The sequence below is a fragment of the Tenacibaculum lutimaris genome (genome assembly GCF_003610735.1).
Classification (GTDB): Bacteria; Bacteroidota; Bacteroidia; order Flavobacteriales; family Flavobacteriaceae; genus Polaribacter; species Polaribacter lutimaris.
Map to the genome: position 1 here is coordinate 223,624 of NZ_RAQM01000009.1, position 25,914 is coordinate 249,537.

Annotated in this window: 21 protein-coding genes and 2 pseudogenes; 11 read left to right on the forward strand and 12 right to left on the reverse strand. The window is 31.2% G+C overall.

What is annotated here, in order from left to right; all coding sequences use genetic code 11:
- Positions 1-84: 84 nt before the first annotated feature.
- Both C8N26_RS09385 and C8N26_RS13560 read left to right on the forward strand, forming a co-directional pair.
- The gene (locus C8N26_RS09385; protein WP_120187060.1) at positions 85-2,316 is read left to right on the forward strand and encodes an ankyrin repeat domain-containing protein; all 2,232 of its coding nucleotides are present in this window, start codon (positions 85-87) and stop codon (positions 2,314-2,316) included.
- A gap of 292 nt (positions 2,317-2,608) precedes the next feature.
- Entirely contained in the window at positions 2,609-3,781 is a 1,173-nt protein-coding gene (locus tag C8N26_RS13560; RefSeq protein WP_211327799.1) for a nuclear transport factor 2 family protein, read from the forward strand.
- 8 nt (positions 3,782-3,789) lie between these two features.
- On the opposite strand, the gene C8N26_RS09395 is transcribed toward C8N26_RS13560, so the two are convergent.
- Positions 3,790-4,203, reverse strand: coding sequence for a hypothetical protein (locus C8N26_RS09395; protein WP_120187061.1), 414 nt, complete (start codon positions 4,201-4,203; stop codon positions 3,790-3,792).
- Positions 4,190-4,768, reverse strand: a complete 579-nt coding sequence (locus C8N26_RS09400) for an RNA polymerase sigma factor (RefSeq protein WP_317124625.1) — start codon at positions 4,766-4,768, stop codon at positions 4,190-4,192. The genes C8N26_RS09395 and C8N26_RS09400 overlap by 14 nt, the downstream gene beginning before the upstream one ends.
- 143 nt (positions 4,769-4,911) lie before the next feature.
- Between C8N26_RS09400 and C8N26_RS09405 the strand changes: the two genes are divergently transcribed.
- The 5 genes from C8N26_RS09405 (at position 4,912) to C8N26_RS09425 (ending at position 8,657) form a co-directional block, all read left to right on the forward strand.
- On the forward strand, positions 4,912-5,295 hold the full coding sequence (locus C8N26_RS09405; protein WP_120187063.1) for a DUF6249 domain-containing protein: 384 nt from the start codon (positions 4,912-4,914) through the stop codon (positions 5,293-5,295).
- Between the two features lie 104 nt (positions 5,296-5,399).
- Positions 5,400-6,728, forward strand: coding sequence for a M28 family peptidase (locus C8N26_RS09410; protein WP_120187064.1), 1,329 nt, complete (start codon positions 5,400-5,402; stop codon positions 6,726-6,728).
- A 3-nt stretch (positions 6,729-6,731) separates the two neighbouring features.
- Positions 6,732-7,298 carry a YdeI/OmpD-associated family protein gene (locus tag C8N26_RS09415; RefSeq protein ID WP_120187065.1) on the forward strand — a complete coding sequence of 189 codons (567 nt, stop codon included), beginning with the start codon at positions 6,732-6,734 and terminating at the stop codon, positions 7,296-7,298.
- A gap of 34 nt (positions 7,299-7,332) precedes the next feature.
- Positions 7,333-7,860, forward strand: coding sequence for an RNA polymerase sigma factor (locus tag C8N26_RS09420; RefSeq protein ID WP_120187066.1), 528 nt, complete (start codon positions 7,333-7,335; stop codon positions 7,858-7,860).
- Positions 7,860-8,657, forward strand: coding sequence for an anti-sigma factor (locus C8N26_RS09425; RefSeq protein ID WP_120187067.1), 798 nt, complete (start codon positions 7,860-7,862; stop codon positions 8,655-8,657). The genes C8N26_RS09420 and C8N26_RS09425 overlap by 1 nt, the downstream gene beginning before the upstream one ends.
- A gap of 121 nt (positions 8,658-8,778) precedes the next feature.
- Here the strand turns inward: C8N26_RS09425 and C8N26_RS09430 are convergent, their stop codons facing one another.
- The 4 genes and pseudogenes from C8N26_RS09430 to C8N26_RS13720 form a co-directional block, all read right to left on the reverse strand.
- A complete protein-coding gene (locus tag C8N26_RS09430; protein WP_120187068.1) occupies positions 8,779-11,007 on the reverse strand; it encodes a TonB-dependent receptor in 2,229 nt (742 codons plus the stop codon).
- 15 nt (positions 11,008-11,022) lie between these two features.
- The gene (locus C8N26_RS09435; RefSeq protein WP_120187069.1) at positions 11,023-12,318 is read right to left on the reverse strand and encodes a tetratricopeptide repeat protein; all 1,296 of its coding nucleotides are present in this window, start codon (positions 12,316-12,318) and stop codon (positions 11,023-11,025) included.
- 89 nt (positions 12,319-12,407) lie between these two features.
- Positions 12,408-13,340, reverse strand: a pseudogene (locus tag C8N26_RS13635) (DUF4331 family protein).
- Positions 13,341-13,373: 33 nt separating this feature from the next.
- Positions 13,374-13,646, reverse strand: a pseudogene (locus C8N26_RS13720) (DUF4331 family protein); the annotation flags it as partial.
- Between the two features lie 193 nt (positions 13,647-13,839).
- Between C8N26_RS13720 and C8N26_RS09450 the strand changes: the two are divergent.
- Positions 13,840-14,727 (forward strand): TIGR01777 family oxidoreductase, encoded by an 888-nt coding sequence (locus C8N26_RS09450; RefSeq protein WP_120187209.1) that lies wholly within the window; start codon positions 13,840-13,842, stop codon positions 14,725-14,727.
- Positions 14,720-15,397 (forward strand): GNAT family N-acetyltransferase, encoded by a 678-nt coding sequence (locus tag C8N26_RS09455; protein ID WP_120187072.1) that lies wholly within the window; start codon positions 14,720-14,722, stop codon positions 15,395-15,397. Before C8N26_RS09450 ends, C8N26_RS09455 begins: the two co-directional genes overlap by 8 nt.
- A 30-nt stretch (positions 15,398-15,427) precedes the next feature.
- On the opposite strand, the gene C8N26_RS09460 is transcribed toward C8N26_RS09455, so the two are convergent.
- Both C8N26_RS09460 and C8N26_RS09465 read right to left on the reverse strand, forming a co-directional pair.
- Complete coding sequence (locus C8N26_RS09460) at positions 15,428-16,249, reverse strand: hypothetical protein (protein WP_147418495.1); 822 nt, start codon at positions 16,247-16,249, stop codon at positions 15,428-15,430.
- Between the two features lie 200 nt (positions 16,250-16,449).
- The gene (locus C8N26_RS09465) at positions 16,450-17,187 is read right to left on the reverse strand and encodes a DUF6263 family protein (RefSeq protein ID WP_120187074.1); all 738 of its coding nucleotides are present in this window, start codon (positions 17,185-17,187) and stop codon (positions 16,450-16,452) included.
- Between the two features lie 107 nt (positions 17,188-17,294).
- Between C8N26_RS09465 and C8N26_RS09470 the strand changes: the two genes are divergently transcribed.
- Positions 17,295-19,304 (forward strand): alpha-ketoacid dehydrogenase subunit alpha/beta, encoded by a 2,010-nt coding sequence (locus tag C8N26_RS09470; protein WP_120187075.1) that lies wholly within the window; start codon positions 17,295-17,297, stop codon positions 19,302-19,304.
- 48 nt (positions 19,305-19,352) lie between these two features.
- On the opposite strand, the gene C8N26_RS09475 is transcribed toward C8N26_RS09470, so the two are convergent.
- Positions 19,353-20,663 carry a dihydrolipoamide acetyltransferase family protein gene (locus C8N26_RS09475; RefSeq protein WP_120187076.1) on the reverse strand — a complete coding sequence of 437 codons (1,311 nt, stop codon included), beginning with the start codon at positions 20,661-20,663 and terminating at the stop codon, positions 19,353-19,355.
- Between the two features lie 249 nt (positions 20,664-20,912).
- On the opposite strand from C8N26_RS09475, the gene C8N26_RS09480 reads away from it, so the two are divergent.
- A complete protein-coding gene (locus tag C8N26_RS09480) occupies positions 20,913-23,549 on the forward strand; it encodes a DEAD/DEAH box helicase family protein (RefSeq protein WP_245962552.1) in 2,637 nt (878 codons plus the stop codon).
- Between the two features lie 8 nt (positions 23,550-23,557).
- On the opposite strand, the gene hemF is transcribed toward C8N26_RS09480, so the two are convergent.
- The 3 genes from hemF to C8N26_RS09495 all read right to left on the reverse strand — a co-directional run bounded on the left by hemF (position 23,558) and on the right by C8N26_RS09495 (position 25,911).
- Positions 23,558-24,460, reverse strand: a complete 903-nt coding sequence (hemF, locus tag C8N26_RS09485) for an oxygen-dependent coproporphyrinogen oxidase (RefSeq protein WP_120187077.1) — start codon at positions 24,458-24,460, stop codon at positions 23,558-23,560.
- Between the two features lie 30 nt (positions 24,461-24,490).
- Entirely contained in the window at positions 24,491-25,237 is a 747-nt protein-coding gene (locus C8N26_RS09490; RefSeq protein ID WP_120187078.1) for an EI24 domain-containing protein, read from the reverse strand.
- A gap of 71 nt (positions 25,238-25,308) precedes the next feature.
- Complete coding sequence (locus tag C8N26_RS09495; RefSeq protein ID WP_120187079.1) at positions 25,309-25,911, reverse strand: TlpA family protein disulfide reductase; 603 nt, start codon at positions 25,909-25,911, stop codon at positions 25,309-25,311.
- Positions 25,912-25,914 lie beyond the last annotated feature (3 nt).

The following is a 25,914-nucleotide window of genomic DNA, read 5'->3' on the forward strand; positions in this document are numbered from 1 at the left end:
ACTAATAAAAAACATTGTGAAAAACTTCACTTTTACCTATTAATAAATTAGAAACTTCTATTTTTGTTATATTACAAATAAGCTATGAACTTTATAAAAAACAATAAATTGATTAATGCATCCCTCTACATTAGCAAAAAAATTACTATTATCTTTTTTCTTTTTTTTAGCTCCTATACTTTTTCTCAGAGACAAGAAACTACTGAAAATAAACTAATAAATGAAATAAACAAAGAAAAACCTGATTTAACAATTATTAGTAACTTAATAAAAAAAAATCCCTTTTTAAATTATAAAAACAAAGAAGGAGTAACAGCTCTTATTTTAGCAATTGATAAGAAACACACTACCATTATCTCACAACTTTTAGATGCTGGTGCAGATATAAATACTGAATTTAAACATAAAATAGCTCCTATTCATTTTGCTTCTGGTAGTGAAGATGTAAACATTTTAAAAATGTTACTTAAAGCTGGTGCAGACATTAATTTAAAAGACTTAGAAGGAAGAACACCTTTATCATGGGCAGCAACAAAAAGTAATAAAGAAATAATTAAAACTCTTTTAGAACTTGGTGTTAATATTGATAATGAAGACATCCATAAAAACACACCTTTAAATTACGCTATCTACTTTGAAAATCCTAAAATAGCTAAAATATTAATTGAAAATGGAGCTAAAGTTAACCTTATTAATTCCAACGAAGAGTCTCCTCTTTTACTAGCGTCTCAAAAGGGTCATTTGGAGATTATAAAGTTACTCATTCAATCAGGAGCAAACGTTAATCACAAAAATTTAGAAGGTGTCACTCCATTACACCAAACAATAATAAACAATAATTTAAAAGCTGTCGAAATATTAATTAAAAATGGAGCTAAAGTTAACTCCCTTAATTCTAAAGAGGAGACTCCATTGTTACTAGCTGTTCAAAATAACCGTGTAGAAATTGTAAAATTACTCATTGAATCAGGAGCTATAGTTAATGTAAATAATTTACACAACCGAACTCCACTCTACTATGCTGCTAGCAAAGGAAATCTTGATATCGTAAAACTCCTTATCGAAGCTGGAGCTAATGTAAATGAAAACAAAGAAAATAGTCCTGCGTTTATTAAAGCTTCTGAAAATGGATATCCAGAAATAATGAAATATCTATATAAATCTGGAGCTAAAGTTAACCTAAACTATACTTTATCTAAATCTCTTAACAAATTAAAATCAGCAAAATACTTAATTGAATTAGGGGCTAATATTAATCAAACGGATTCACATGGAATGACCCTTTTTAAACTAGTTTGCTCAACAAAAGAATACGCTCTAGCAAAAGAGTTAATTTCTCTAGGCGCTGATATAAACAGGATTGACAGTTATGGGCATACTCCTTTATGCAGCGCTGTTAGTTCTGATGAAAAAAAAATGGTTGAATTATTAATCGCTTCTGGAGCTGATATTAATACCAAATCTAAAAAACACTCTCCACTTAGTACAGCTTGTGAAGAAGGGAATTATGAAATGGCAAAGACTCTAATTGAAGCTGGTGCTGACATAAATGGTAATCATTTTGAAAAAGACACACCATTAATTAAAGCTGTTTTAAGTAATCATTTAAATATTATTCAATTATTAATAAAATCTGGAGCAACAGTTAATAAAACAAATAAAGTACAACAAACAGCTCTGCATGTAGCTTCTTATAATGATCGACCTGAAGTTGTAAAGCTTTTAATTAAATCAGGGGCTATAGTAGATTTTCCCGACTTTGAAAAAGAAACAGCGTTGTTTATGTCTTCAAAAAGTGGATACTTAGAAACAGTAAAGTACCTTATTACTGCTGGAGCAAACGTTAATAAAACAGATGAGGATCAATATACTCCTTTATATATTGCTTCATACTATGGCCATCAACAAATTGTTAAACACCTGATTGAACATGGAGCTGATATAAACAAAAATAGTTACGAAAATGAATCTCCTTTATACGTAGCTTCTTATAGAGGTAATGATGCAGTAGTCCAAACTTTAATTATAAAAGGAGCAAATCTAGATGAAAAAAAAGCCTTTGGTATTACTGCACTTTTAGGAGCCTCTCAACAAGGTCATCTAAAAATTGTTAAAATGTTGGTAAGTGCTGGTGCTAATATTAACAGTAAAGATAACAACGGGGTTACTCCACTTCATAGAGCAGCTTCAAGAGGTCATAAAGACATTGTTGAATATTTACTTATTGCGGGTGCCATTTCAAATTCAAAAGATAAATATGGAAAAACACCCTATGACAAAGCTAAAAGTTCCGATATTAAAAAGCTACTAAAATAAGTCTTTAGTTATTTTCAATATATTACTTTACTTATAAAGGTTTTACCAAACAAAATATCTATTAACTTCTCTATTATACTGTGAAGAGCTAACAAACTTTATCAAACGTTCGTATGAGCTGATAAAATAAGAAACTATCTTTTAAGTCCGTTCTAACTATTTAGAGCGGACTTTTTTAGTATTTTAGACCTCTATTTATCCATCATGAAATGAGCCATAAAGAATATGACATCTATCAAAATCTTTGTTGGCGAATTACATCTGACCAATAAAAAACGATAAAAATAAACAGATGAAAAAGCTATTATGCTCCCTATTTATTACATCCTTTACTTTTGCTCAAACAAATACCGAAATTCATTTATTTGATATTAATTCTGAAAATGGAAAATGGAAGGTTACCAACGGAAAAAATATTTCAAACAATGAAGGGTATGATAGTCAACCTTGTTTTTATGACGACAATACCATCTTGTTTGCTTCCAATAGAAATGGACAAATCGATATTGTAAAATATTCTATGGATAGTGGAGCTAAGAGTTTTATTAATCATACACCAAATGGAGGCGAATACTCACCTCAAAGAATCCCCAATTCAAAAGATGTTTCTGCTGTACGTTTAAACAACAGTGGTTTACAACGTTTTTATCAGTATAATTTTAAAACAGGTAAAAGTAAAGAAGTAATTAAAGACTTGGTAGTAGCATACCCTATGTGGTATACTAAAAACCTTATAATTTCTTCCGTAATTGTAAATGATACTCTTGAGCTTTACATTAGCGACTTAAAAAAGAACACTAACATTTCGGTAGTTAAACAAACAGGACGTTCATTTCATAAAATTCCAAACTCTAACTTGATTAGCTTCATGAAACAAAATGATAAAAAATGGGAAGTTTGGTCATTACACCCTGTTTCTAAAGAAATTAAAAAAATCGCTTCAACAGGCAAAAGTCAAGATGTTTGTTGGCTTCCTGATGGCACGCTTCTAATTGCTTATCAAAATATGATTTTTCAATACAACCCTAAAACAGACAAAGAAACAACTGTTTTTCATCAGTTTAAAAATGAAAACATCAATAATATTTCAAGAATTATGGAAAATCCTGAAGGAACAAAACTAGCAATCGTAGCAGAAGTATCTCCCAAAGCTTTAGCACAAGCACAATTAGAAGCTTATAATAAAAGGGATATAGATGCATTTTTAAAACCTTACGCTAAAGATGTAAAAGTGTATAGTTATCCAAATAAATTAGAATATGAGGGTATTGAAGAAATGCGTAAACGATATACTCCTAAGTTTGAAGCAATAAAAGATTTACACTGTAAAATTATTAGTAGAATAGTTAAAGGAAATGTAGTAATAGATGAAGAAGAAGTTACAGCAAACGGAGCTACCTTTCATGCTGTAGCCATCTATGAAATAATTAATGGGAAAATTAGTGTCGTTAGATTTGTTCGCTAATAACTAAGTCACATTTTTAATCTTTTAGTAAAATAATTTTTTAAAACATAAATTTGTACAAACACCATTACGGTAAAAAAGAAGCAAGCACTTAGCATTAAATTTGATACTGTGATATTTTCAAATAAATTTGGCAATTGAATATTCGATAAATAATCCATTTTTATCTCGGGTATTTGAAGCCAACTTGATGAAGCTCCTTTCGATACAAACAAAATACTAACAGCTAATATACCTGCTAATACAAACCATACTCTTTTGGATATTAATGGTGCTGCTTTATAAATAGAAGATTGCTCTTCTTTTAAAATCGCATCCATAATATTTGCTGTAAAATCAATAGATGGTGTCTCTGCTTCTATTTCGTTGATATACTTTTTTGTAAAAGCATCCAACTCTTTAATATCTTTATTTTCTCCCATAATGTTTTATCAATTCAGGTTCAACATTTTTCTCTACAATACTCAGTAACATTTTTCTTGCCCTATGCAACTTCACTTTTACATTAGCCTCAGAAAAATCTGTTACATTTACTATTTCCTTCAAACTTAATTCTTCAAAATAAAACATCCATAAAATTGAACGTTCTTCTTCAGGCATACTTAACAAACAATTATTTATTACCTCGGCTCTTTCTTTTTGCTCAATTCCTTCTAAAATAGTATCCGTAGATTTTATTCTATTGATCGTTACCTCATCAATAACATCTAAAACGTATCGTTCTTTCGTCTTTTTTAAAACATCTAAACAAGTTCTGTATGTTATTTTATACAACCAAGTAGAAAACTTAGACTCTCCTTTAAACTTGCTCAAATTCTTATAAGCTTTTATAAAAGTATCTTGTGATATTTCTTCAGCCTCTTCTCTACTCTTTACCATTTTTAACGCCAACGAAAACACCATTACTTTATACTTTTCAACTAAAAAAGTATAAGCATTAGCATCTCCTCTAAGGATTTTATCTATATAAGTTTGATCGTTAATAATAGTCGTTTTATACTATGACTGTACTTAGTTAAAAAAGGTTACAACTATTCATTAAAAAAATTAAAAATATTCTGTAACCTTTTTTTAAATGTAGCTGTCATACTTGTAAACACATTAAAAATAATCATTTTAAACTCAAAAATATGGAAGTAGCAATTGTATTTATGTTCTTGTTTGCAGTAATATTCGGAATCTTTTATTTATTCTATTCAACAAGAAATAAGGAACGTTTAGCTTTAATTGAAAAAGGTGTAGATGCCAAAATTTTTATGCAAGGCGAAAAAAAGCGTTCTACATTAACAGGTAGGGTAATTATCTTAAACTTAGCTTTATTAGCTATGGGAATAGGTGTTGGTGTTTTATTAGGTGCTATTTTGAGTTCTTTCTTTGGATACAACGGTCCGTGGGAGACTCGTCCTGTAGATGCTATCGACTCTGAAGTTTTCTTTATTGCATCTATCTTTTTATGCGCCGGAGGAGCCTTATTAATTGGGTTTAATCAAACTAAAAAAATAGACAACGAATAAAGTTTGTTTAAATAATAAATTATTTTAATAAATATGTTAAAAGAGAATAAAGCTAATTTTATTCTCTTTTTTGTTTTGTAATTTAGTGAGCTAAATTCCTTAACATGAGAAAACTCACAGTACTATTCTTACTAATTTCTACAACAATATCAGCGCAAACCGACACTAAAATATACGATATTATTAATACTGTTTCAGCAGATAGAATCAAAGCTGATATTACTACTCTAACAAATTTCGGAACACGTCATACACTAAGCGATACTATTTCAAATACTCGTGGAATTGGAGCGGCACGTCGTTGGATTAAATCTGAATTTAATAAAATATCTTCTGATTGCAACAACTGTTTAGAGGTATTTTACCAAAAAGACTTTGTAAAAAAAGGAACCAATAGCAGAATCACCAAAGATGTTTGGGTCGTTAATGTTGTTGCTATTCAAAAAGGAACAAAATATCCTAACAATTACATTGTAATGAGTGGTGATATAGACTCAAGAATTTCTGACCCTAATAATTATACCGATGATGCTCCTGGAGCTAATGACAATGCTTCCGGAATGGCAGGAACAATTGAAGCTGCTCGTGTTTTAAGTAATTACAACTTTGAAAACAGTATTATTTATGTTGGATTGTCTGGTGAAGAACAAGGTCTATTTGGCGGAAAAGGACTAGCTACATATGCTAAAGAAAAAAACTGGAACATTGTTGGTGTAATGAATAATGACATGATAGGAAATATTAAAGGTGTTGACGGCGTAATTGATAATCGTACGTTTAGAATCTTTTCTGAGCCTGTTCCTCCAACAGAAACAGAACGCCAACGAAAAGCACGTCGTTTTTATGGTGGTGAGGTCGATGGTATTTCACGACAGCTTGCACGTTATATATACAAAACTACCAAAACGTATATGCCAGAAATGAATCCGAAAATGATTTATCGCTTAGACAGATTTGGTCGTGGTGGACATCATAGACCTTTTAACGATGCTGGTTTTGCTGGTATTAGAATCATGGAAGCTCATGAGAATTACACACAACAACATCAAGATATTAGAACAGAAAACGAAATTGAATATGGTGATAGACTTAAGTTTGTAAACTTCGATTACGCTAAAAAATTAACCGCTGTAAACGCTATTAACTTAGCTAGTATTGCTGCTGCACCACCTTCTCCTAAAAATGTAGGAATTGGAGGTATTGTTGAAGCTTCTGCTAAACTTCAATGGGATAAAGTTGATGGTGCTAAAGGATATAAAATCTACTGGAGAGACACTACTTCTCCTACTTGGGATCATTTCAAATATGTGGAAAATACTACTGAGTTTACTTTAGACGGAATTGTTTTAGATAATTACTTCTTCGGTGTAAGTGCTGTTGGCAAAAACGGACATGAAAGTATAGTTTCATTCCCTTCAAAAATTATACGTTAATAAATGCATAATAAACCTCTTTTATATTTTAAAACTCATATTGAATGGCGAACTTGGTTGTTAGACAACCATAATGAAAGTGACGGTGTTCATTTAATTTTATACAAAGTTGATGTTGACATACCTAGCATGCGATGGGAAGAAGCCGTAAAAGTAGCTTTATGCTTTGGTTGGATTGATAGCACTGTAAAAAGTTTAGGAGATGGAAAAAGGAGACAATATTTCTGCCCTAGAAAACCTAAAAGTGTTTGGAGTGCTTTGAACAAGAAATATATCAAGGAACTAACTGCTTCCGAATTAATGCATCCATCCGGAATTGCTTCTGTTAAAATTGCTAAAAAAAATGGTTCTTGGAATGCTTTAGACCCTGTAGAAAAATTAATTGTTCCTGAAGACCTACAAATTGAGTTTGATAAAAATCCAACTGCTTTTAACAACTATCAAAATTTTGCTCCTTCTTACCGAAAAAGCTGTTTATATTGGTTAAATCAAGCTAAAAGAGAAACTACAAGAACTAAACGAATTTATGAAATCATACGTTTATGTACCATCAATCAAAAGTCTAGATGATTTTTAGTATTTTGTAGTCCAATCAATTAACTATATGCAACTAGAATCCCTCGTTAAAAAATTTAAAAACAAAGATGTAAAAGCTTTTGAAAGCCTCTACGAAATGTATAAACAAAGTGTTACTGGAGTAGTTTACAATATTGTGAGAGATCAAACAATAGCTGAAGAAATAACACAAGATGTTTTCATAAAAGCTTGGAATAATGCAAACACTTATTCTGAGAAAAAAGGACGTTTTTTTACTTGGATTATCAACATTGCCAGAAATGCTGCCATAGATAAAGTAAGATCTAAAAATTTTAAGAACAATACTAAAAACCTTGATGCTGAATTTTTCGTAGATATATTAGAGAATCATGACAGTTTAGACTCTAAAACTGATGCAATTGGTATAAAAAACTTTGTAAACAAGTTAAAAGAGACTTGTATTAAAGTAATAGAACTACTTTATTTTAAAGGCTTTACACAAAAAGAAGTTTCTGAAAGTTTAGACATACCTCTAGGGACTGTAAAAACTAGAAATCGAAACTGTATTAACGAATTAAGAATTATGTTGAAATAATGGAAGCTGACAAACACATAGAATCTGGAATATTAGAACTATATATAGCTGGAGCTCTTTCTGATAAAGAAAACGAGCAAGTATATAGTTTGATGATGGAACATCCTGAGATTTTAGAAGAGGTAAAAGAAATTGAAAAGTCTATTTCTATTCTTACTTCTCATGTTGCTCCTAAAAATGCTAAAAATTCTTTTAAAGACGTTTTAATAAAAATGTTACAAGAAAAAGAAGATTCAGCAAAGACAATTCCTTTACGAACATCAAAGAATAATTGGGTAACTTATACTGGATGGGCTGCTGCCTTAGTTGTTGGAAGTACTTTAATTTTATCTTTAAATAAGAGTGCTAATTTACAAGGTCAAATAGACACTATTAATGAGGCTAAAGAACAATATGAAATTCAGTTAGACAAAACAAATACCGATTTAGCTGAAAACAAAAAACTTTTAGCGGTAATAAGAAGTAAAGACATAGTTACCATTCCGCTACAGGGTCAAAAAGTATATCCAGAAGCTTATGCAAAAGTATACTGGAACAAAAACTCTAAAAACATTTACCTAGATGTTCAAGGTTTACCTGATCCACCAAAAGGAAAGGTATACCAAGTATGGTCATTAAAACTTGATCCGTTATCTCCAACTAGTTTAGGAACTATAGATAACTTTACAGTTAGTGATAGTAAAATATTTACTATAAGCAACCCTAACGAATCTCAAGCTTTCGGTATTACATTAGAACCTACTGGTGGTAGTAAAACACCTACCTTAGAACAATTATACACTTTAGGTGCTGTATAACACTTATTCTCTTTAACTTAAGAAATCAATATAGCCGCATAAAGCGGCTATATCTTTGTTGCCATTTATCCTTCTAAAAAAATGACAACGTTACTAGAAGTCCCCCCGGACAACATTATTGTTAAAAAGTGTATCGTATTGTAGCTTTAGCAGAGAATGGAGTTCCTGGTGTAAAGTGAATTTCCTCTACTGGGTTTGGTTCATTTTGCAACCTCGATTCCGTAGCAAACTGTGTTTCATTCCAAGCAACATCAAAAATATTTTCTAACGATACGCCTAATGTTATGTTATTTATTTTATAACTAATATTTGCATCGGTAACAAAATAACCTTCTGCTACTATTGAGTTATCTTCATTCGCAGGTCTATCTCCCAAGTATCTGTAATTTATACCTCCTGAAAAATTCTTATAATTATTTACTGATAGTCCTCCTGTTACTGTCACTTTAGGAGCTAAAGGAATATTGTTTTCTCCAGACGGATCGTCAACACTTTCCGCTTTTGTAAAAGTAGCGTCACTATCAAAATATAACCAATCTGTTAATTGATATCTAAGCCCTAAATCAATACCATAACGTTGTGCTTCTCCTGAAGGCTCTACAATACCAGCATCTCCAACATATACTAATTCATCTTCTGAAAGTAAATACCATAATGCTGTATTTATTGCTACTTTTGAAGTAGGCTTCCAAACAGTTCCTAAATCAACACCATAAGCTCTTGGTAATGTTTTCCTATTAGGTTGTGTAGCCACTACCCTAGTATCATTTGAATGAAAACCTATTCCTGATTTTAAAAACCATTGAATTTTAGGATTTGGAGTATAGGTTACATTTATTTTAGGATTTACTACTACTTGTGATTTAGAAAATGTTTTGTACTCATCTAATAAGTAATCATTGTAGTTAAATTTTAAATAATCTAAACGTAACGCCGGCGCTACCATAAATTTTCCAAACTCAAATTCACTGTTTACAAAAGCATAATAGTTCGTTTGATTTACTTTTCCTAATTGAATTTGATTTAGTACTTCTTTTCTTTGAAGTGTATGCGACAACTCTAAATTATCTACAATATCAGCACGTAAACCTGTTCCGAAAGTTAACTCTACAGGTGTATTTGATAATTGTGTTTTCTTTTTAAACTGTGTGTTAAACCCGAAAACATCTCTGTTTTCAGTTTGCTTTATTTGATCTCCGTTTACAGGATCTTCTAAGAAGAAAGTAAAGTTTGAAAATAAATTGAAATTATAATTTGAATAGAAAACGTTTGAAGTTACACTAACATCATTCTTTAAAACTTTTGAGTGTTCTAAGTTTATGTTCGTTCGTGAAGTTGTTCCTCCTTCAGTATCATCAATTGAACCAAAACGAGTAATATTTCCATTGTCTACTTCTCTCTGTGGTATTTGTCCGGAAGCGTCCCACTTACTCGTAAAATGCGAAGCTGATAATGACAAACTACTATTATCTTTTAAAAAGGTTCTATACTTCGTAAAAATATTAATTCGACTAAAATTTTGTGGAGACTCTACAAAACCATCTGTTTCTAAATATTCAATAGCAACATAAGCATTATCTGTACTGTTTTTATCTAACAAATTAAACATACCTAATGTTCTAAAAGTATTGAATTGTCCAATACCTACTTCTACTCTACTGTCTTCTAAATATGTTTTTGTTTTGAAGTCTACATATCCAGCTGTATTAAAATCTCCTTTACTAGCATAATAAGGTCCTTTTCCGAAGTTAATTTTTTCAATAGTTTCAGGAATAATGAAATGTAAATCACTATATCCTTGTCCATGAGCATGAGAAACCATATTTACAGGTGTTCCGTCTATCGACAATGCTATATCAGTACCGTGATCAATATCAAAACCTCTTAAAAATATTTGTTCAGCTTTTCCTCCTCCAGCGTGTTGACCTATAAAAAGCCCCGGTACTCGTTGTAAAATTTGTTGAGATGAGTTTACTGGTTTTTTATCTAAATCAACTCTAACAATTGTTTGTAATGGATCTCTTTTATTAGATAATACCATTTCATCTAACAAAAAACTTTTCATTTCCAAAATAATTGTTTTTGGAGAGCTTAGGTCATCACTATCTAATTCTAAGTTGATTTTTTTATATCCTAGAATTCCGAATTCAATAATATCTCCTACTTTTGAATTATCTAAGATAAATTCTCCATTAACTTTCGTATGTGTGTGGCTATTACTGGTAGTATTATATACATATACATTCTCTAAAGGCTTTTTATTGGTATTAAATACCTTTCCCTTAAATTGTTGTGAAAATACATGGCAACTACCTAGCAGTAATGCTAAAAATAAAATTTTTGCTTTCAAAATACTGGGGTTTAATTATATACTTAAAATTTTTTCTGTCATCAACGGACCTAATTCAAAAGAGCTTTCTAATAACTCATCTTTTAAAGCCATAGCTTTGTCATTAATTCCATTTGCTTTGTAAATTTCAGCTATATGATACTGTATTTCGGGCTCGAAAGTCTTATCTACTACATGTGTATTGATTACTTCTAAAGCTTTTTTAAACTCTTTATTTTTGTAATAATACCAAGCTAGTAAATCGTAAGATTGTGGCGTAGACCTACTCTCAATTTCTTTTTCGATGTATGATAATGCACTAGATGTGTCATTAAATTCTTCTAAATATAATTTAGCTAGATGCTGATTATACATTACACCATATGAGCTATTTTTTACAGCCGATAAATATACCTCAAGATAACTATCTCTTTTTGTTAAACTATTCTTAAACTCGGCTATTTCTGCCTTTAACAAATAATAATCTGGAGAAGAATGTTCGTTACTTATGATATCTAAAATTCGTAGTGCTTCATCTGCATTTTTATCATGAGAATATACAATCCAAGCAATACCTTTTTTTGCATACGCATTACTGTTATCTAGTTCTAATGCTTTTAAGTATAAATTATAAGAATCCTTTATTTGACCATTATGTCCATAAAAGTCAGCTAAATTGGTATAACTCCATGCCTTTAAATCTTTATTATTAGCTTCTTCTGCTTTTTTCATGGCCTTTTCCATAAATCGAATTGCTGAAGACAAATCTCCTTTATAATCATGCCATTTAGAAACTCTTATTAGGTAATCAAAGTCAGCATAGTTTTCAATTTCAGCTAAGTATTTAGAAGCTTTATCAGGTTCTCCTAACTCTAAATAAACATCAAACAACATTTTTTGAGTAGCATTTAGGTTCTCTCCATTTACCTCGGCTTTTTTTAGTAACTCTAACGATTCTTTAAATCGATGTTGAGAGATATAATTTCTTGCTAATGATCGTAAATGTGAAGCTTTGTTATAATTCGTTTTTTGATTGATTTTTAACAGCTTCTTTTCCGCTTCTATCAAATAAGAAATATTTCCTTTTTCTGAGAAAAGTAATGTATTAGCCTTTGCTATTTTACTTAAATATGGATACTGTGTTGGCTGATTGTTTAATTTTTTCTGCCAAAAATCTAGTTCTTTTTGAGCTAACGATTCTGAAGTAACTACTGTTTTTTGTAAGTACTTATTATACTCTTCTTGGCTAGCTACTTTTGTTGTTTTTGAAGTTGTACAACTCAATATACTACTACTTAGAATAGCACATATAATTATTTTAATAGTTTTCATTTTAGAAGGATTTTTAGTTAATAGTTTGTTTAAAAATTGGTTGCTAAAAAGCAACCAATTTTAATTATAGGAGGTTTTGTCATCCTGTTTTACCAAGGACTTGCCAAATATGGAAAAGAGCTTAAAAAATCTTTATCATTTGCATCTACATGATCATCTGATAATGTTGGATTTTCAGAAAAGTCTTCTCCTCCAAAAATCAATAATAGCTCAACGGTAATCACATCATCTGCTAAAGCTCTACCTGTTAACACATTGGTTCCATCGTAAAAAGTTGTTGTACCATCTAATGAAACGGTTAATACATCGGTAGCTAAAACACTCGCAAAAGTTGCAGCGTCTAAACCTAATGCATTCGTATCTTCAGCATTTGCATATGCAGGGCTTAACGCTTTTAAATTCGTTTCAAACATTGCTGCAAAATTTGCTCCTTGCTCAGATGGTATTGTTACATTAAATGCATCTTTCATATCGCTATTTACAAAAACAGTATTCACTGCTGGTCTACCCATTTGGTCTTTTTGCATGTAACTTCCCGAGAAGTCAATAGAAGCCATTGGTGGTACATTATTATCATCATCACTACAACTTGCTAAGGCAAAAATTGATAGGATTGAAATTGCTAAGATTTTTATATTGTTAAGTTTCATGTCTTTGAATTTTAAAGTTGATTGTTTTTACTGCTTCGTTTTAGTTTCCACCCAAGTATTAATAGTACCTGAGCCTCCAATCATAGATTTTGGTACCTCTACTACTACTGATAATACATTAGTCCCTGCAAAAGTATCTGCTCCTGGATCATTAAAACCACCTGCATTTCCTACAATAATTTCACCGTATTGAGCAAAATCCATAAAGAAAGGATCGTCTCTAGGTCCTGCAAAAAATTGCATTCCTCCTTTACTACCAACTATGGCACTAGATCCATAAGGAGTTATAGAAACACCATACTCTGACCCATCTTGTGGTAACATACTAGTTAAACCAGTAGTTGATGGACTATATGGACCAAAAAAGTACATTTTTCCATCTCTTGGAATTGCTTGAATTACTAAATCTTCAACTTTGTCATCATTGTTATCGATATTAAATTCAATCAATACATTTTCATCAAAACTTGCTGATGCTGTAGCTGATGGACTTAATAATCCTTGAATATTTGCTACAAAAACAAGATTGCTTGTATTTTCTCCTTGGAAAGCATAAAAGTCTGTAATATCACTTGAGCCTCCTGTTACGTTTGGAGCATCAATGTGATCGGCTGCTAATAAGACTAAACCTATTAATGCTAAAGCACCGGCTCCAATAATTAATTTCATTTTTTTCATGGTTGTAAATTTTAAAGTTAATTACTCATTCAACCATACTTACGAGAAAATAGCAATGACGGTTTTTATTTTTTTAACTTTTTTTTATAAAAACATGAAACCCTCCTATTTTAAAGGGATTACAGGTGATTTTTTTTATACTCTTCTTTTATCTATTCATTTCTTTAAAAATGAATGTTTATTTTTGAGTACTATGGCTACAATATTAATTACAGGCGGAACAGGGTTAATTGGAAAAGAGTTAACCAAAAAATTAACTAGTAAAGGGCATGTGGTAAACATTCTTACCCGAACACCTAAAAAGAACAATGAGTTTCGCTGGAATGTAAAAGAAAGTTTTATTGATAAGGATGCTTTTAACAATGTTAGCCATATTATTCACTTAGCTGGAGCAGGTATAGCAGATAAACGATGGACTAATGAAAGAAAAAAAGAATTGATAAATAGCCGTGTAAAAACAGCTAATTTACTGTTCAATAAAGTACAAGAATACCAAGTACCTCTTGAAAAATTTATTTCTGCTTCTGGTATAGGATATTATGGAGCTGTTACTTCTGACAAAGTTTTTACAGAAAAAGATAAACCTGAAAATGATTTTATCTCTAAAATTTGTGTAAAATGGGAGAATGCTGCTCTTCAATTTGAACAAATAGATATTCCTGTAACCATTTTACGAACTGGTGTCGTTCTTTCAAAAAATGGAGGGGCTTTACAAAAAATGAATACTCCTTTATTTTTATCTGCCTTAGGAAACGGTAAACAATATATGCCTTGGATTCATATTGATGATTTATGTGAACTCTATTCAAAAGCAATAGAAGACAAAGACTTTAATGGTATTTTTAACGCTGTTGCTCCTGAACATCAAACCAACGAAAGTTTTACAAAATTACTTGGAAAAAGTATTAATAAACCAGTACTTCCAATGAACGCTCCTTCATTTATTTTAAAAACTGCTTTAGGAGAAATGGCTTATATCTTATTAAAAGGAAGTAGAGTTTCTTCTAAAAAAACAAATAGTAATTATACTTTTATTTTTCCAACCTTAAAAACTGCTTTAACTAATATTTATAATGAATAATAAGCTTGAAAATCCTGTTTGGCATTCGTTGTGTGAAACACATGAAAAATTTGCTATCAATTATGATAGTGTGAAATTTTATAATCCTACAGTTTGTCCTTTCTGTGCTTTTACTGATGCTTCAAAAACTACTGAAGCTTTAAATGAATATTCGAAACTTACAGATCAATTCTTTTTGGTTTCTGAAAATAAAACTCCTACTTACGACAAAGACAAAATTCTTCTGTACAAAAAGATTGATGGCTGTCAAATGGTTTTAGAAAACATAACAGATGTTGACATTACCGAAGAGATTATACCATTAACTGAAAAACATGTTTATGAAATTTATAACTTAGTATGGTTAGTAATGCCTGGTTATTACAGAAAAAGAACGTTTGATATGGGAAAGTATTTTGGAATTTTTAAGAATAATAAACTTGTTGCTGTAACTGGACAACGCATGCAAACTGACAATTTTATTGAACTTAGTGCTGTAGTCACTCACCCTGAGCATACCAGAAAAGGATTAGCTAAACAACTTTCTCAACATGTTACTAAAGAAATTTTAAAAGATGGAAAACATCCTATTTTACATACCAATAAAGGAAATCCAGCAATACAACTTTATGAAAAGTTGGGATATAAACTAACAAGAGATATGAATTGGTGGTTTTTTTATAAAAAATAAGAGCTCAGAAATTTCTGAGCTCTTTTCTTTTTATTTGGTTAATTCTGGTACTGATGTATAAATATAATCACCATGTTTGCCTGTAAAGTATTTTCCCATTTTTTTACCAAACTCTTTTCTTTTTGCTTCATCTGGCCAATGTTCTTTAAAAAGTTCAGTACTTCTTTTCCCCATTTTATCTAAATCTCCCATTGATTCTATTACGAATGCTCTTACATATTCTGTTCTATCTGCCCCCCAAGCATGCCCATGTTGGTAATACCCTTTTATATATTCATTTTTATTAATCACATTATCAAGATATTCTTTACTAAGAGTATCAAATTCTTTTCTAGAACCATCTTCTGGGAAAGCAAAATGTCCTTTTACTACTAACCAAATCATCTCTTTATCCGATGGAGCCAGCATTTTTGCTCCTGCTATAGGTACATAAATTTCATCTGAGTGAGTATCTGCATAGTACGCATTTCTCTTCTTAAAATACTCCTCTCTTTTTGCTTCATCTGGCCATGCTTCTTTAGCTAATTCATTGTTTCTTTGAGAAGCTTTATCAATATTATCCCAAGAACTATAGGTATTCACAAAAATAATTTCTGTATTGTCTGGTGTAAAACGATGTAGAAAAACAAAAGACCTGATAATAAACTCGTTCTTTTTAGCAACTTTATCTAAAAACTCTTTTTCTACAGCAATCCATTTTTCTCTATTAAAATTTTCATAGTCCATGTTCCAATGTCCTGTAGTTACGGTAATGTAAGCTGGACGTTGATTCTCGCTCTGAGCAAAAATAGTACTTGGAATTACCATTAATAGCAAAAGCCCTAATAGTAGCATTACTTTAGATGTTTTCATAATTGTAGTAGTTTTAGTTACATAAAATTGACTGAGGATTCGCTTAAAAAGAATAATAAACTTACCTCTACGTGTGAGAGGTTTGGCGAGAGATTAGCAAATTTACCAAATTATAAAATACACTTTTTAAGTATTTTAACTGTTTTTAACAAAAAAAGCTCAGGAAATCCTGAGCTTTTTAATTACGTAATTTTAATTCTCTAATTTTTAAACTGATTTACTATCATATTAGTTGTTAAATCTTGACCTTGAATTTTCATTGTCATATCTATTTTAGACTCTGTCAATATTCCCGATTTTTTATCAATATCAATAGATCCTGTTATATCTCCATCTGCTATTCCAGTAATTTTTCCACTAACATCTATTAAAACATTTTTAGAAGATATAGATTTAACTTTATAAGTAAAATCCATATTCATCCCATCCTGATTTTTAGTCATTGTCCAAGTATCTCCTACTGCAACAGCATTTTCAGGATACACAACACTATTAGACTGTTCTGTAATTTTTTCTGCACCTTGAAAGTTCGGTTCAGCTTTTGATTCTAAGATGATACCTCTCTTATCTCCTTTCATAGTAATAACAGCATCCATCATAGGTTTCATTTGAGTTCTTATCACTTTTCCTGCTTCGTCTAATTCTTCATCTTTTTTAGTTGAATCGTATGACATCTGTAAAGCACCTTGCTTCGTATCCATTGCCATTTTCGTATACTTTGCTGTACTTTCATAGGTGTCATTTGAAACATTAGTGATATCATATTTCATTTGAATTTCCATATTATTAGTCATCTCTCCTGTACCCATTATTTGAGCCATTTTCATACTCATTATATAAGAATCTCCTTTTTCATAATTCAAACGAAGTAACACCTTTTCTTGCGCAAATGTTATTGTTGATATAAATAATAATAATACTATAATTTTTTTAGTCATTTTTTATCAAGTTTTAATTTTTCACGAATTTATATAATTAAAATTTCTCATTTCTCATTTTGATTCTATTTTTTTTTTAGCCACATTTGAATAACTATAACTTAACAATGAAAACAACTCTTAACACAAACAACAATGTTTCAATGCTTTATAACAAAGGAAACCTTACTAATGAAACGCTAATTAAACTGTACAAACAAATGCTTTTACCTAGGCTTATAGAAGAAAAAATGCTAATTCTTTTACGACAAGGTAAAATATCCAAATGGTTTAGTGGTATTGGGCAAGAAGCCATATCAGTAGGAGTTACTTCTTCTTTGACCAAAGATGAGTACATTTTACCTATGCATAGGAATTTAGGTGTTTTTACTACTCGTGAAATTCCTTTATACCGTTTATTTTCTCAATGGCAAGGAAAAGCGAACGGATTTACCAAAGGGAGAGACAGAAGCTTTCACTTTGGAACTCAAGATTACAAAATCGTAGGAATGATTTCTCATTTAGGACCTCAATTAGGTATTGCAGACGGAATTGCCCTAGCCAATAAACTAAAAGAAAATAAAAAAGCGTGTGCTGTTTTTACTGGTGATGGAGGTACTAGTGAAGGAGATTTTCATGAAGCCTTAAACGTAGCTTCTGTATGGAACTTACCCGTTTTATTCTGCGTTGAAAATAACGGATATGGTCTTTCAACTCCAACTTCTGAACAGTTTAATTGTGAACATATTGCAGATAGAGGCATTGGATATGGAATGGAAGCCCATATTATTGATGGAAACAACATTTTAGAAGTCTACACCAAAGTTTCTGAATTAGCAGAGAGCATTAGGGAAAACCCAAGGCCTATTTTATTGGAGTTCAAAACATTTAGGATGCGAGGACATGAAGAAGCTAGTGGAACTAAGTACGTTCCTGAAGAGTTAATGGAAGAATGGGCTTTAAAAGACCCTATTGATAATTATAGAAACTTCCTTATTAAAGAAGGAATACTTACCTTGGAAGAGGATGAAAAATTTAAAGACGAATTTAAAAACACAATTCAAGAACATCTCAATACAACTTTTGAAGAAGCAACCATTACTTCTTCAGTTCAAAATGAATTAAACGACGTATACAAGACTTTTTCTCCTACAACAATAACTCCGAATACTACTACAGAAAATATTCGCTTGATAGACGCCATTTCAACAGGTTTAAAACAATCTATGGAACGTTATGATGATTTGGTTATTATGGGGCAAGACGTAGCAGAATATGGTGGTGTATTCAAGATTACAGAAGGTTTTGTAGAAGCTTTTGGGAAAGGTAGGGTTCGTAATACACCAATATGTGAATCTGCTATTGTTTCTCTTGCTTATGGCTTAGTGGTAAACGGAATGAAAGCAGTAATGGAAATGCAGTTTGCCGATTTTGTTTCTACAGGATTCAATCCTATTGTAAATTTATTAGCCAAATCTCATTACCGATGGAACCAAGAAGCTGATGTTGTGATACGAATGCCTTGTGGTGCAGGTGTTGGTGCAGGACCTTTTCATTCACAAACTAACGAAGCTTGGTTTACCAAAACTCCTGGACTAAAAGTTGTCTATCCTGCTTTTCCTTACGATGCCAAAGGATTGTTAACAGCAGCTATTAATGATCCTAATCCTGTTTTATTCTTTGAGCACAAAGGCTTATATAGAAGTACCTATCAAGAAGTGCCTACAGATTATTATACGCTTCCTTTAGGTAAGGCTTCCGTTTTAAAAGAAGGAAATGAGGTTACTATTATCAGTTTTGGTGCTGCTGTGCATTGGGCTTTAGAAACCTTAGAGCAAGTATCTGTATCAGCTGATTTAATTGATTTAAGGAGCTTACAACCTATAGATACCGAAACAATATACAACTCAGTTAAAAAAACTGGTAAAGTAATTATTTTACAAGAAGATTCCTTATTCGGAAGTATTTCTAGCGATATTTCTTCACTTATAATGGAGAATTGTTTTGAGTACTTGGATGCCCCTGTAAAAAGAGTTGCTAGTCTTGAAACTCCTATTCCTTTTGCAGGAAATTTAGAAAAGGAGTACTTACCAAAAGAGCGCTTTAAAGAAGAACTATTAGAACTAATAGCTTATTAATAAAAAAGCTCACTTAAAAGTGAGCTTTTTTTATTTCTATACTTTTTATTAAAAATCTTGATTTACATTCCAAGACTCTAAAATCTCTTTAAATGTTTTAATAAACATACCTCCTAAAGCTCCGTTTACTACTCTATGATCGTATGAGTGAGATACAATCATTTTGTGGCGGATTCCTATGAAATCTCCTTCTGGAGTCTCAACAACCGAAGGCATCTTTCTAATAGCTCCTAAAGCTAAAATAGCTACTTGTGGTTGGTTGATGATTGGAGTTCCCATAATCGATCCAAAACTTCCCACATTCGTTACTGTATATGTACCTCCTTGAATTTCGTCTGGCTTTAATTTATTAGCTCTCGATCTGTTTGCTAAATCATTTACCTGCTTAGTCATTCCAACTAAACTTAATTGATCTGCATTTTTAATTACAGGAACTATTAAATTTCCGTCAGGTAAGGCAGCAGCCATACCTAAATTAATATTTCCTCTTTGGATGATTTTATCTCCATCAACAGAAATGTTGATTAGTGGATGCTTTTTAATTGTTTGCGCTACAGCTTGCATAAAGATTGGAGTAAAAGTTAACTTCTCCCCTTCTCTCTTAAAGTAAGCGTCTTTTACCTTATTCCTCCAATTTACAATGTTAGTAACATCAATTTCAATGAAAGACTGAACATGTGCCGAGGTTTGCACAGAATCAACCATGTGCTTTGCAATCAATTTGCCCATACGGCTCATTTCAATTACTTGATCTTGCCCTCCTAAGGTAATCGGTGTAGAAACTACTTTTTCAGCTGGTGCTGTTTTTGCTGGAGTAGCAGCTGGTTTTTCAGCCACTTTTGGTTGACTTCCTCTGCTTTCTAAATATGATAAAATATCATTTTTAGTAACTCTTCCTTCTTTTCCTGTTCCTTGTATCTTATCTAATTCTTCAATAGAAATTCCTTCTGTTTGTGCAATACTTTTTACTAATGGTGAGTAAAAACGATCACTTGATGAAGTATCAATCGTAGTAGCTACTGTCTCTTTAGCTACTTCAACTATTTTTTCTACAGCCGCTACAGCTACTGGTTGTGCTTCCTCTTTCTTTGGTGCCTCTGTTGCTGCAGCTGCTCCTCCTTCAGTTTCAATAATGGCAATCGTTTCACCTACTTGTACAACAGCATCTTTTTCAAATAAGATTTCAACTAAGGTTCCTTCTACTTCACTAGGTACTTCACTATCTACTTTATCTGTAGCTACTTCAACAACGGTATCATCTATATCAATAGTTTCTCCAACTTCTTTTACCCAAGAAGTTATTGTTGCTTCTGCAACGCTTTCGCCCATTTTAGGCAACTTCAATTCGTATCTAGCCATAGTGTATAATTTTAAACGCTTGCGAAGTTACTAAAAAGCAACGATTTTTTCATGATTTTATCCGTTAAATATTTTTGATTTCTTCTTTACTGATTAAATTATCCTCAATTCAACTCTAAAAAACAACAAATAGATTATTGTTATCTCTATAAAAAACAAATATCATTACGAATAATCTAATATCTAATTAAACTTTTGTTTGTTCGCTCAAAATTCTATTTTTGAACTTCTTAACCTAATTAAAAATTGTTGAACGAAGCTATTACCAAACTTAACTTCTTATTTGACTGGAGACCTTATCAAGCAAAAGTGCTTCAAAATTTTTCAGCTCATATAAATGATAATCACTTTCATATAGTTGCTCCACCTGGTTCTGGGAAAACAATTTTAGGAATAGAAATTATTAAAAGAATAGGTAAAAAAACATTGATTCTAGCTCCCACTTTAACCATTAGAAATCAATGGGAAGATCGTTTACAAAACTTTTTTACTACCGATTGTAATTTTTCTCAGGTTTCATTTGACATTAAGCAACCTTCTGATATTACTTTTTCTACATATCAGGCTTTACACAGTTTTTATAAGTCTTTTGATACTAAGGAAGCCTATTATAATTTCTTTAAAAAACATCAAATAGAAGTTTTGTTATTAGATGAAGCTCATCACTTAAAAAACGCTTGGTGGAAATGTTTATTTGACTTAAAAGAACAACACATGCAAACTGTTGTTGCCTTAACCGCTACTCCACCGTATGACAGTGACAATACTGAAATTCAAAAATATTTTAAACTGTGTGGTGAAATTGATGATGAAATTGTAGTTCCTGATTTAGTGAAAGAACAAAATCTTTGTCCACATCAAGATTTAGTTTTTCTATCCAAACCTGAAGATCAAGAAATTAATTTTATTACTGATTTTAGGCTTAAAATAGCTCAGTTTGTTACTGACATTTTAAAAGATGAAGAATTTATTTCTTTTCTAAAACAACACAGATTTTATGCTAAAACAGAGGAAAACTTAGAAGAACTCTACAAGTATTCTGATTTCTTTTCTTCTATGTTAATCTTCTTACACGAAGCAGGAGAAACTATTCCTTTTGAAAAGCTACATGTATTAGGTTTTGATAAAAATGAAGAGATTGATTTTCCTTCAATTGCAAATGAATGGATTCAAATTTTGTTTCAACACTTATTAGTAACTGATCGTGAAAATCTTATTGAAGATGAAGTTTATTTAGATTTCTTAGAAAAAAAACTTCGAAAATTGGCAGTTTTTAGTAAAAACAAAGTCAATTTAGTAGGAAATGAGCTTTTGTATAAATCACTAAGTAATAGTCCAAGTAAGTTAAAAAGTATTACCACTATTGTTCAACAAGAACAACAAAATTTACAAAACGATTTACGTTGTGTTATTTTATCTGATTATATTAGAAAAGAATACCTAAACTGTTCTTTACCTGAAATAAAAGAAATTAAAAAACTAGGAGTTATTCCTATTTTTCATCATATTAGAACAACTACTAAAAACAAAAATAGTTTAGCTGTTCTTACGGGTAGTTTAGTAATTATTCATAGTAGTAATATTGCTAAACTTGGTTTGGTTGACGCTATTGATAACTACAATTACACTCCTTTAAAATCGGATACCGAGTTTGTAATTCTTACAACTAAAAATTCATCTAAACATAGTATTGTTGAAGCTATTACTCAGCTTTTTGAACTCGGGCATATCAAAATTTTAGTGGGCACGAAATCGTTATTAGGTGAAGGTTGGGACGCCCCATCCATCAATAGCTTAATTTTGGCTTCTGTTATAGGCTCATTTGTTACTTCAAATCAAATGCGTGGTCGTGCAATTCGAGTAGATAGCAAAAACCCTAATAAAGTTGGTTTAATTTGGCATTTGGCTTGTATTGATACTTCGGATGAGTTTGGAGGACGAGATTTTGAAATTCTTGCTCGTCGTTTTAATGCTTTCTTAGGTATTTCCAATGGTAAAAAAGCTGTTATAACTAGCGGAATTGAACGTTTACAGCTTCCTACTAATTTTATTGATGAAGATATTCAACAACAAAATAAAAAGACTTTAGAGCTTTCTAAAAACAGAAATTTAATTTCTCAACGATGGACAAATGCCATTAGCAATGGAAAAGGAATTATTAAAGAACTTACCTTTTTTAATGAAAAGAATAAACAATATCCTAAACAGAAAAAGTTGTATTATCAAGATATTGTAAAATACACGATTGGTGAAATTATTATTGGTTTATCCTTTTTTCTTCCTGAATTTATCATCAAAAACTTTAATGTTTTATTACAAAAGGGAATTATTTACTTCCTATTTGCTTTGTCTTCTGCCTTAGGACTAACTTTTGGTTATAAAATTTATAAGTCTGTTCAATTGTATATATACTTCGGATTGATTCATAAAAAAATAGATAAAATTGCATTGGCTATTTTGGAATCTCTTTATGAGCTAAACCTTTTAACAACACCATTAAACGATATACAAGTTCAAACTCAATTATTAGCTAAAGGAAATGTTTCTTGTACTATTCACGGAGCAAACAGGTATGAAAGCACACTATTCATAAAGGCTTTGGATGAGTTGTTACAACCTATCGATAACCCCAAATATTTACTGATAAAAACGAGTTGGTTCCGCAGAAAATTAAAGTTAAATAATTTCTTTCCTGTTCCAGAAATTTTTGGTGTTCGTAAAAAAGAATGTCTGGTTTTTCAATCTAATTGGAACAAACATCTTGGTAAATCTAAGTTAGTATACACACGAACTTTGGATGGAAGAAAACTGTTACTAAAGGCACGTCTTTTCCATATTCATAATGTGAATAGTGAACTTACTAAGAAAAATGTTGTTTGGAAATAGGTTTTAAATTATACCCAGTTTTTAGGTTTAGCCAATACCTTTAATAATTTTGCTTCTTCAGAACCTTCTTCTGGATGGTGATTGTATTTCCACTGTACCGTTGGTGGTAAACTCATTAAAATACTTTCTATACGTCCGTTCGTTTTTAATCCAAACAACGTTCCTCTATCATGTACTAAATTAAATTCTACATAACGACCACGACGTACTTCTTGCCAATCTTTGTGCTCTTGAGTGTACGCTATATCTTTTCTTCTCTCAACAACTGGTACATATGAGTTTAAAAAGCTATTTCCTACTTCGGTAACAAAATCATATCGATCTTGCATAGAGAACTCTTCTGTTTCTTTTAAATAGTCAAAGAACAAACCTCCTAAACCACGTGCTTCATTTCTGTGTGCATTCCAGAAATAGTTATCACAGGTTTCTTTAAATTTTGGATAAAAGTCTGGGTTGTGCTTATCACAAGCTTCTTTACAAACAGTGTGAAAATGTTTTGCATCTTCTTCAAATAAGTAATACGGAGTTAAATCTTGTCCACCACCAAACCATTGTGTAACAATGTTTCCATCACCGTCATACATTTCAAAATAACGCCAGTTAGCGTGTACTGTAGGTACAAATGGATTCTTTGGATGGATTACTAAACTTAATCCACAAGCGAAAAAGTCTCCACTTTCCACTCCAAATTGCTTTCTTAATGCTTCAGGCAACTCACCAAAAACTTTAGATATATTTACACCTCCTTTTTCAAAAATATTTCCATTTTCAATCACACGAGTTCTACCTCCTCCACCTTCAGCACGTTCCCATAAATCTTCTTGAAACTTAGCTTTCCCATCTATAGCTTCTAATTTAGATGTTATGGTATCTTGTAATTCTTGAATGTAGGCGTAAAATTGTTCTTTCATGTGTTTGTTTCTGTTGAAGTGCAAAAGTACTTATTCTGGTAATTTTTTAAGCTGTATTTTCTTAATAGTTTCTGTAGTAGCTGCGGTTACTGATAATGGTAATACGAGAATTACTCCGATTACAGGAATTAATAAAAATAGCATAAATACAACTCCATTTCCTATAGCTAACCCCTTGTTTTCTTTTACAAAATTGATACTTTCTCTGTATTTAAAATGACGTTCAAGCGTATAGTCCATATTTCCAAAACCTGCATAATATGCTTGCATTAAAAATAGTAACACAGTTGAAACAATACCAATCACAGGAATCAACCCTAATAATAAGATAGGAATTGTCAATAAGAGTTCTCTAGTTAAATTCCTAAGGTTTATTCGTATACCTCTAATTAATTGTTCTTGAAAAGAAGTTATTCTATGCGTATGATCTTCTCCTCTAAGATAATCTTCAATTTTTTCTGAAACTGGACTCATAAAAGGTGCAGATAAAGCCATTACAATATGTTTGTATAATACCAAACCTATTACCACAATAAGTAATCCACTTAAAAAAGTACTAATTACTTCAAAGGTTTCTTTACCAAATTCCCATTTCCAAAAATTTGCTACATAATGACCTATGTTATCTGAAAATGTATATGCCATAAAGCCAACAAATGTTGCTGTTAATAAGCTTATAAACATAGGAATGATAAAATACTTCCATAGCTTTAATTTAGATATCAGTCCGAATGCACCGAAGTACGCTTGAATTCCTTTTACAATATTTTGTATCATTTCTTTTTTTGTGTGAAAATAAAAAACCTCTTTCGATTAGGAAAGAGGTTTAAAAAATATTGTTATTTCAACTACTTTAAAATTGGTGCTAAAAAGTCTTCGAAATTCTTAGTATTAATTTCGTTTACTTCATCCCAACCAACTTCTTTTGTTGGTGTAGCTGCTCCTCTTTTAACATTGATGAATTGTTTGTCTTTATCAATTAAGTATGCTGTAGGATAATCTAGTTTATGAACAAACCCGCTAATATCTAAATATCCTTTTTCAACCTTATCTATGTCTCTTGCAGGCACTAATTTTATTCTTTTATCTAACTTTTCAGCCATTTTCTTAACTTTTGCCTCTTTGTCCCAAAAAACCATAATAAACTCTAACTTATTATGATATTTTTCAACCATAGCATTTAAAGCTGGTACATCTCCCCAACAAGGAGCTGACCAAGTAGCATTGGCTATAAGTACGATTGGCTTGTTAATTTTGTCTGTACTTACCGTTTTGCTATCCATTGTAGTAAAGTTGTAATTTAACAAATAAGAGCCTTTAATGCACTTATCAATCAAACCTTCGGTACTTTCTTCTACACAATTATTTACTGCAAAATTGTAATACGTTTTATTTTGTGCGAATGTAACAGTCGTTAAAAAACACATCAAAACAAAAAATAAGTTCTTCATTTT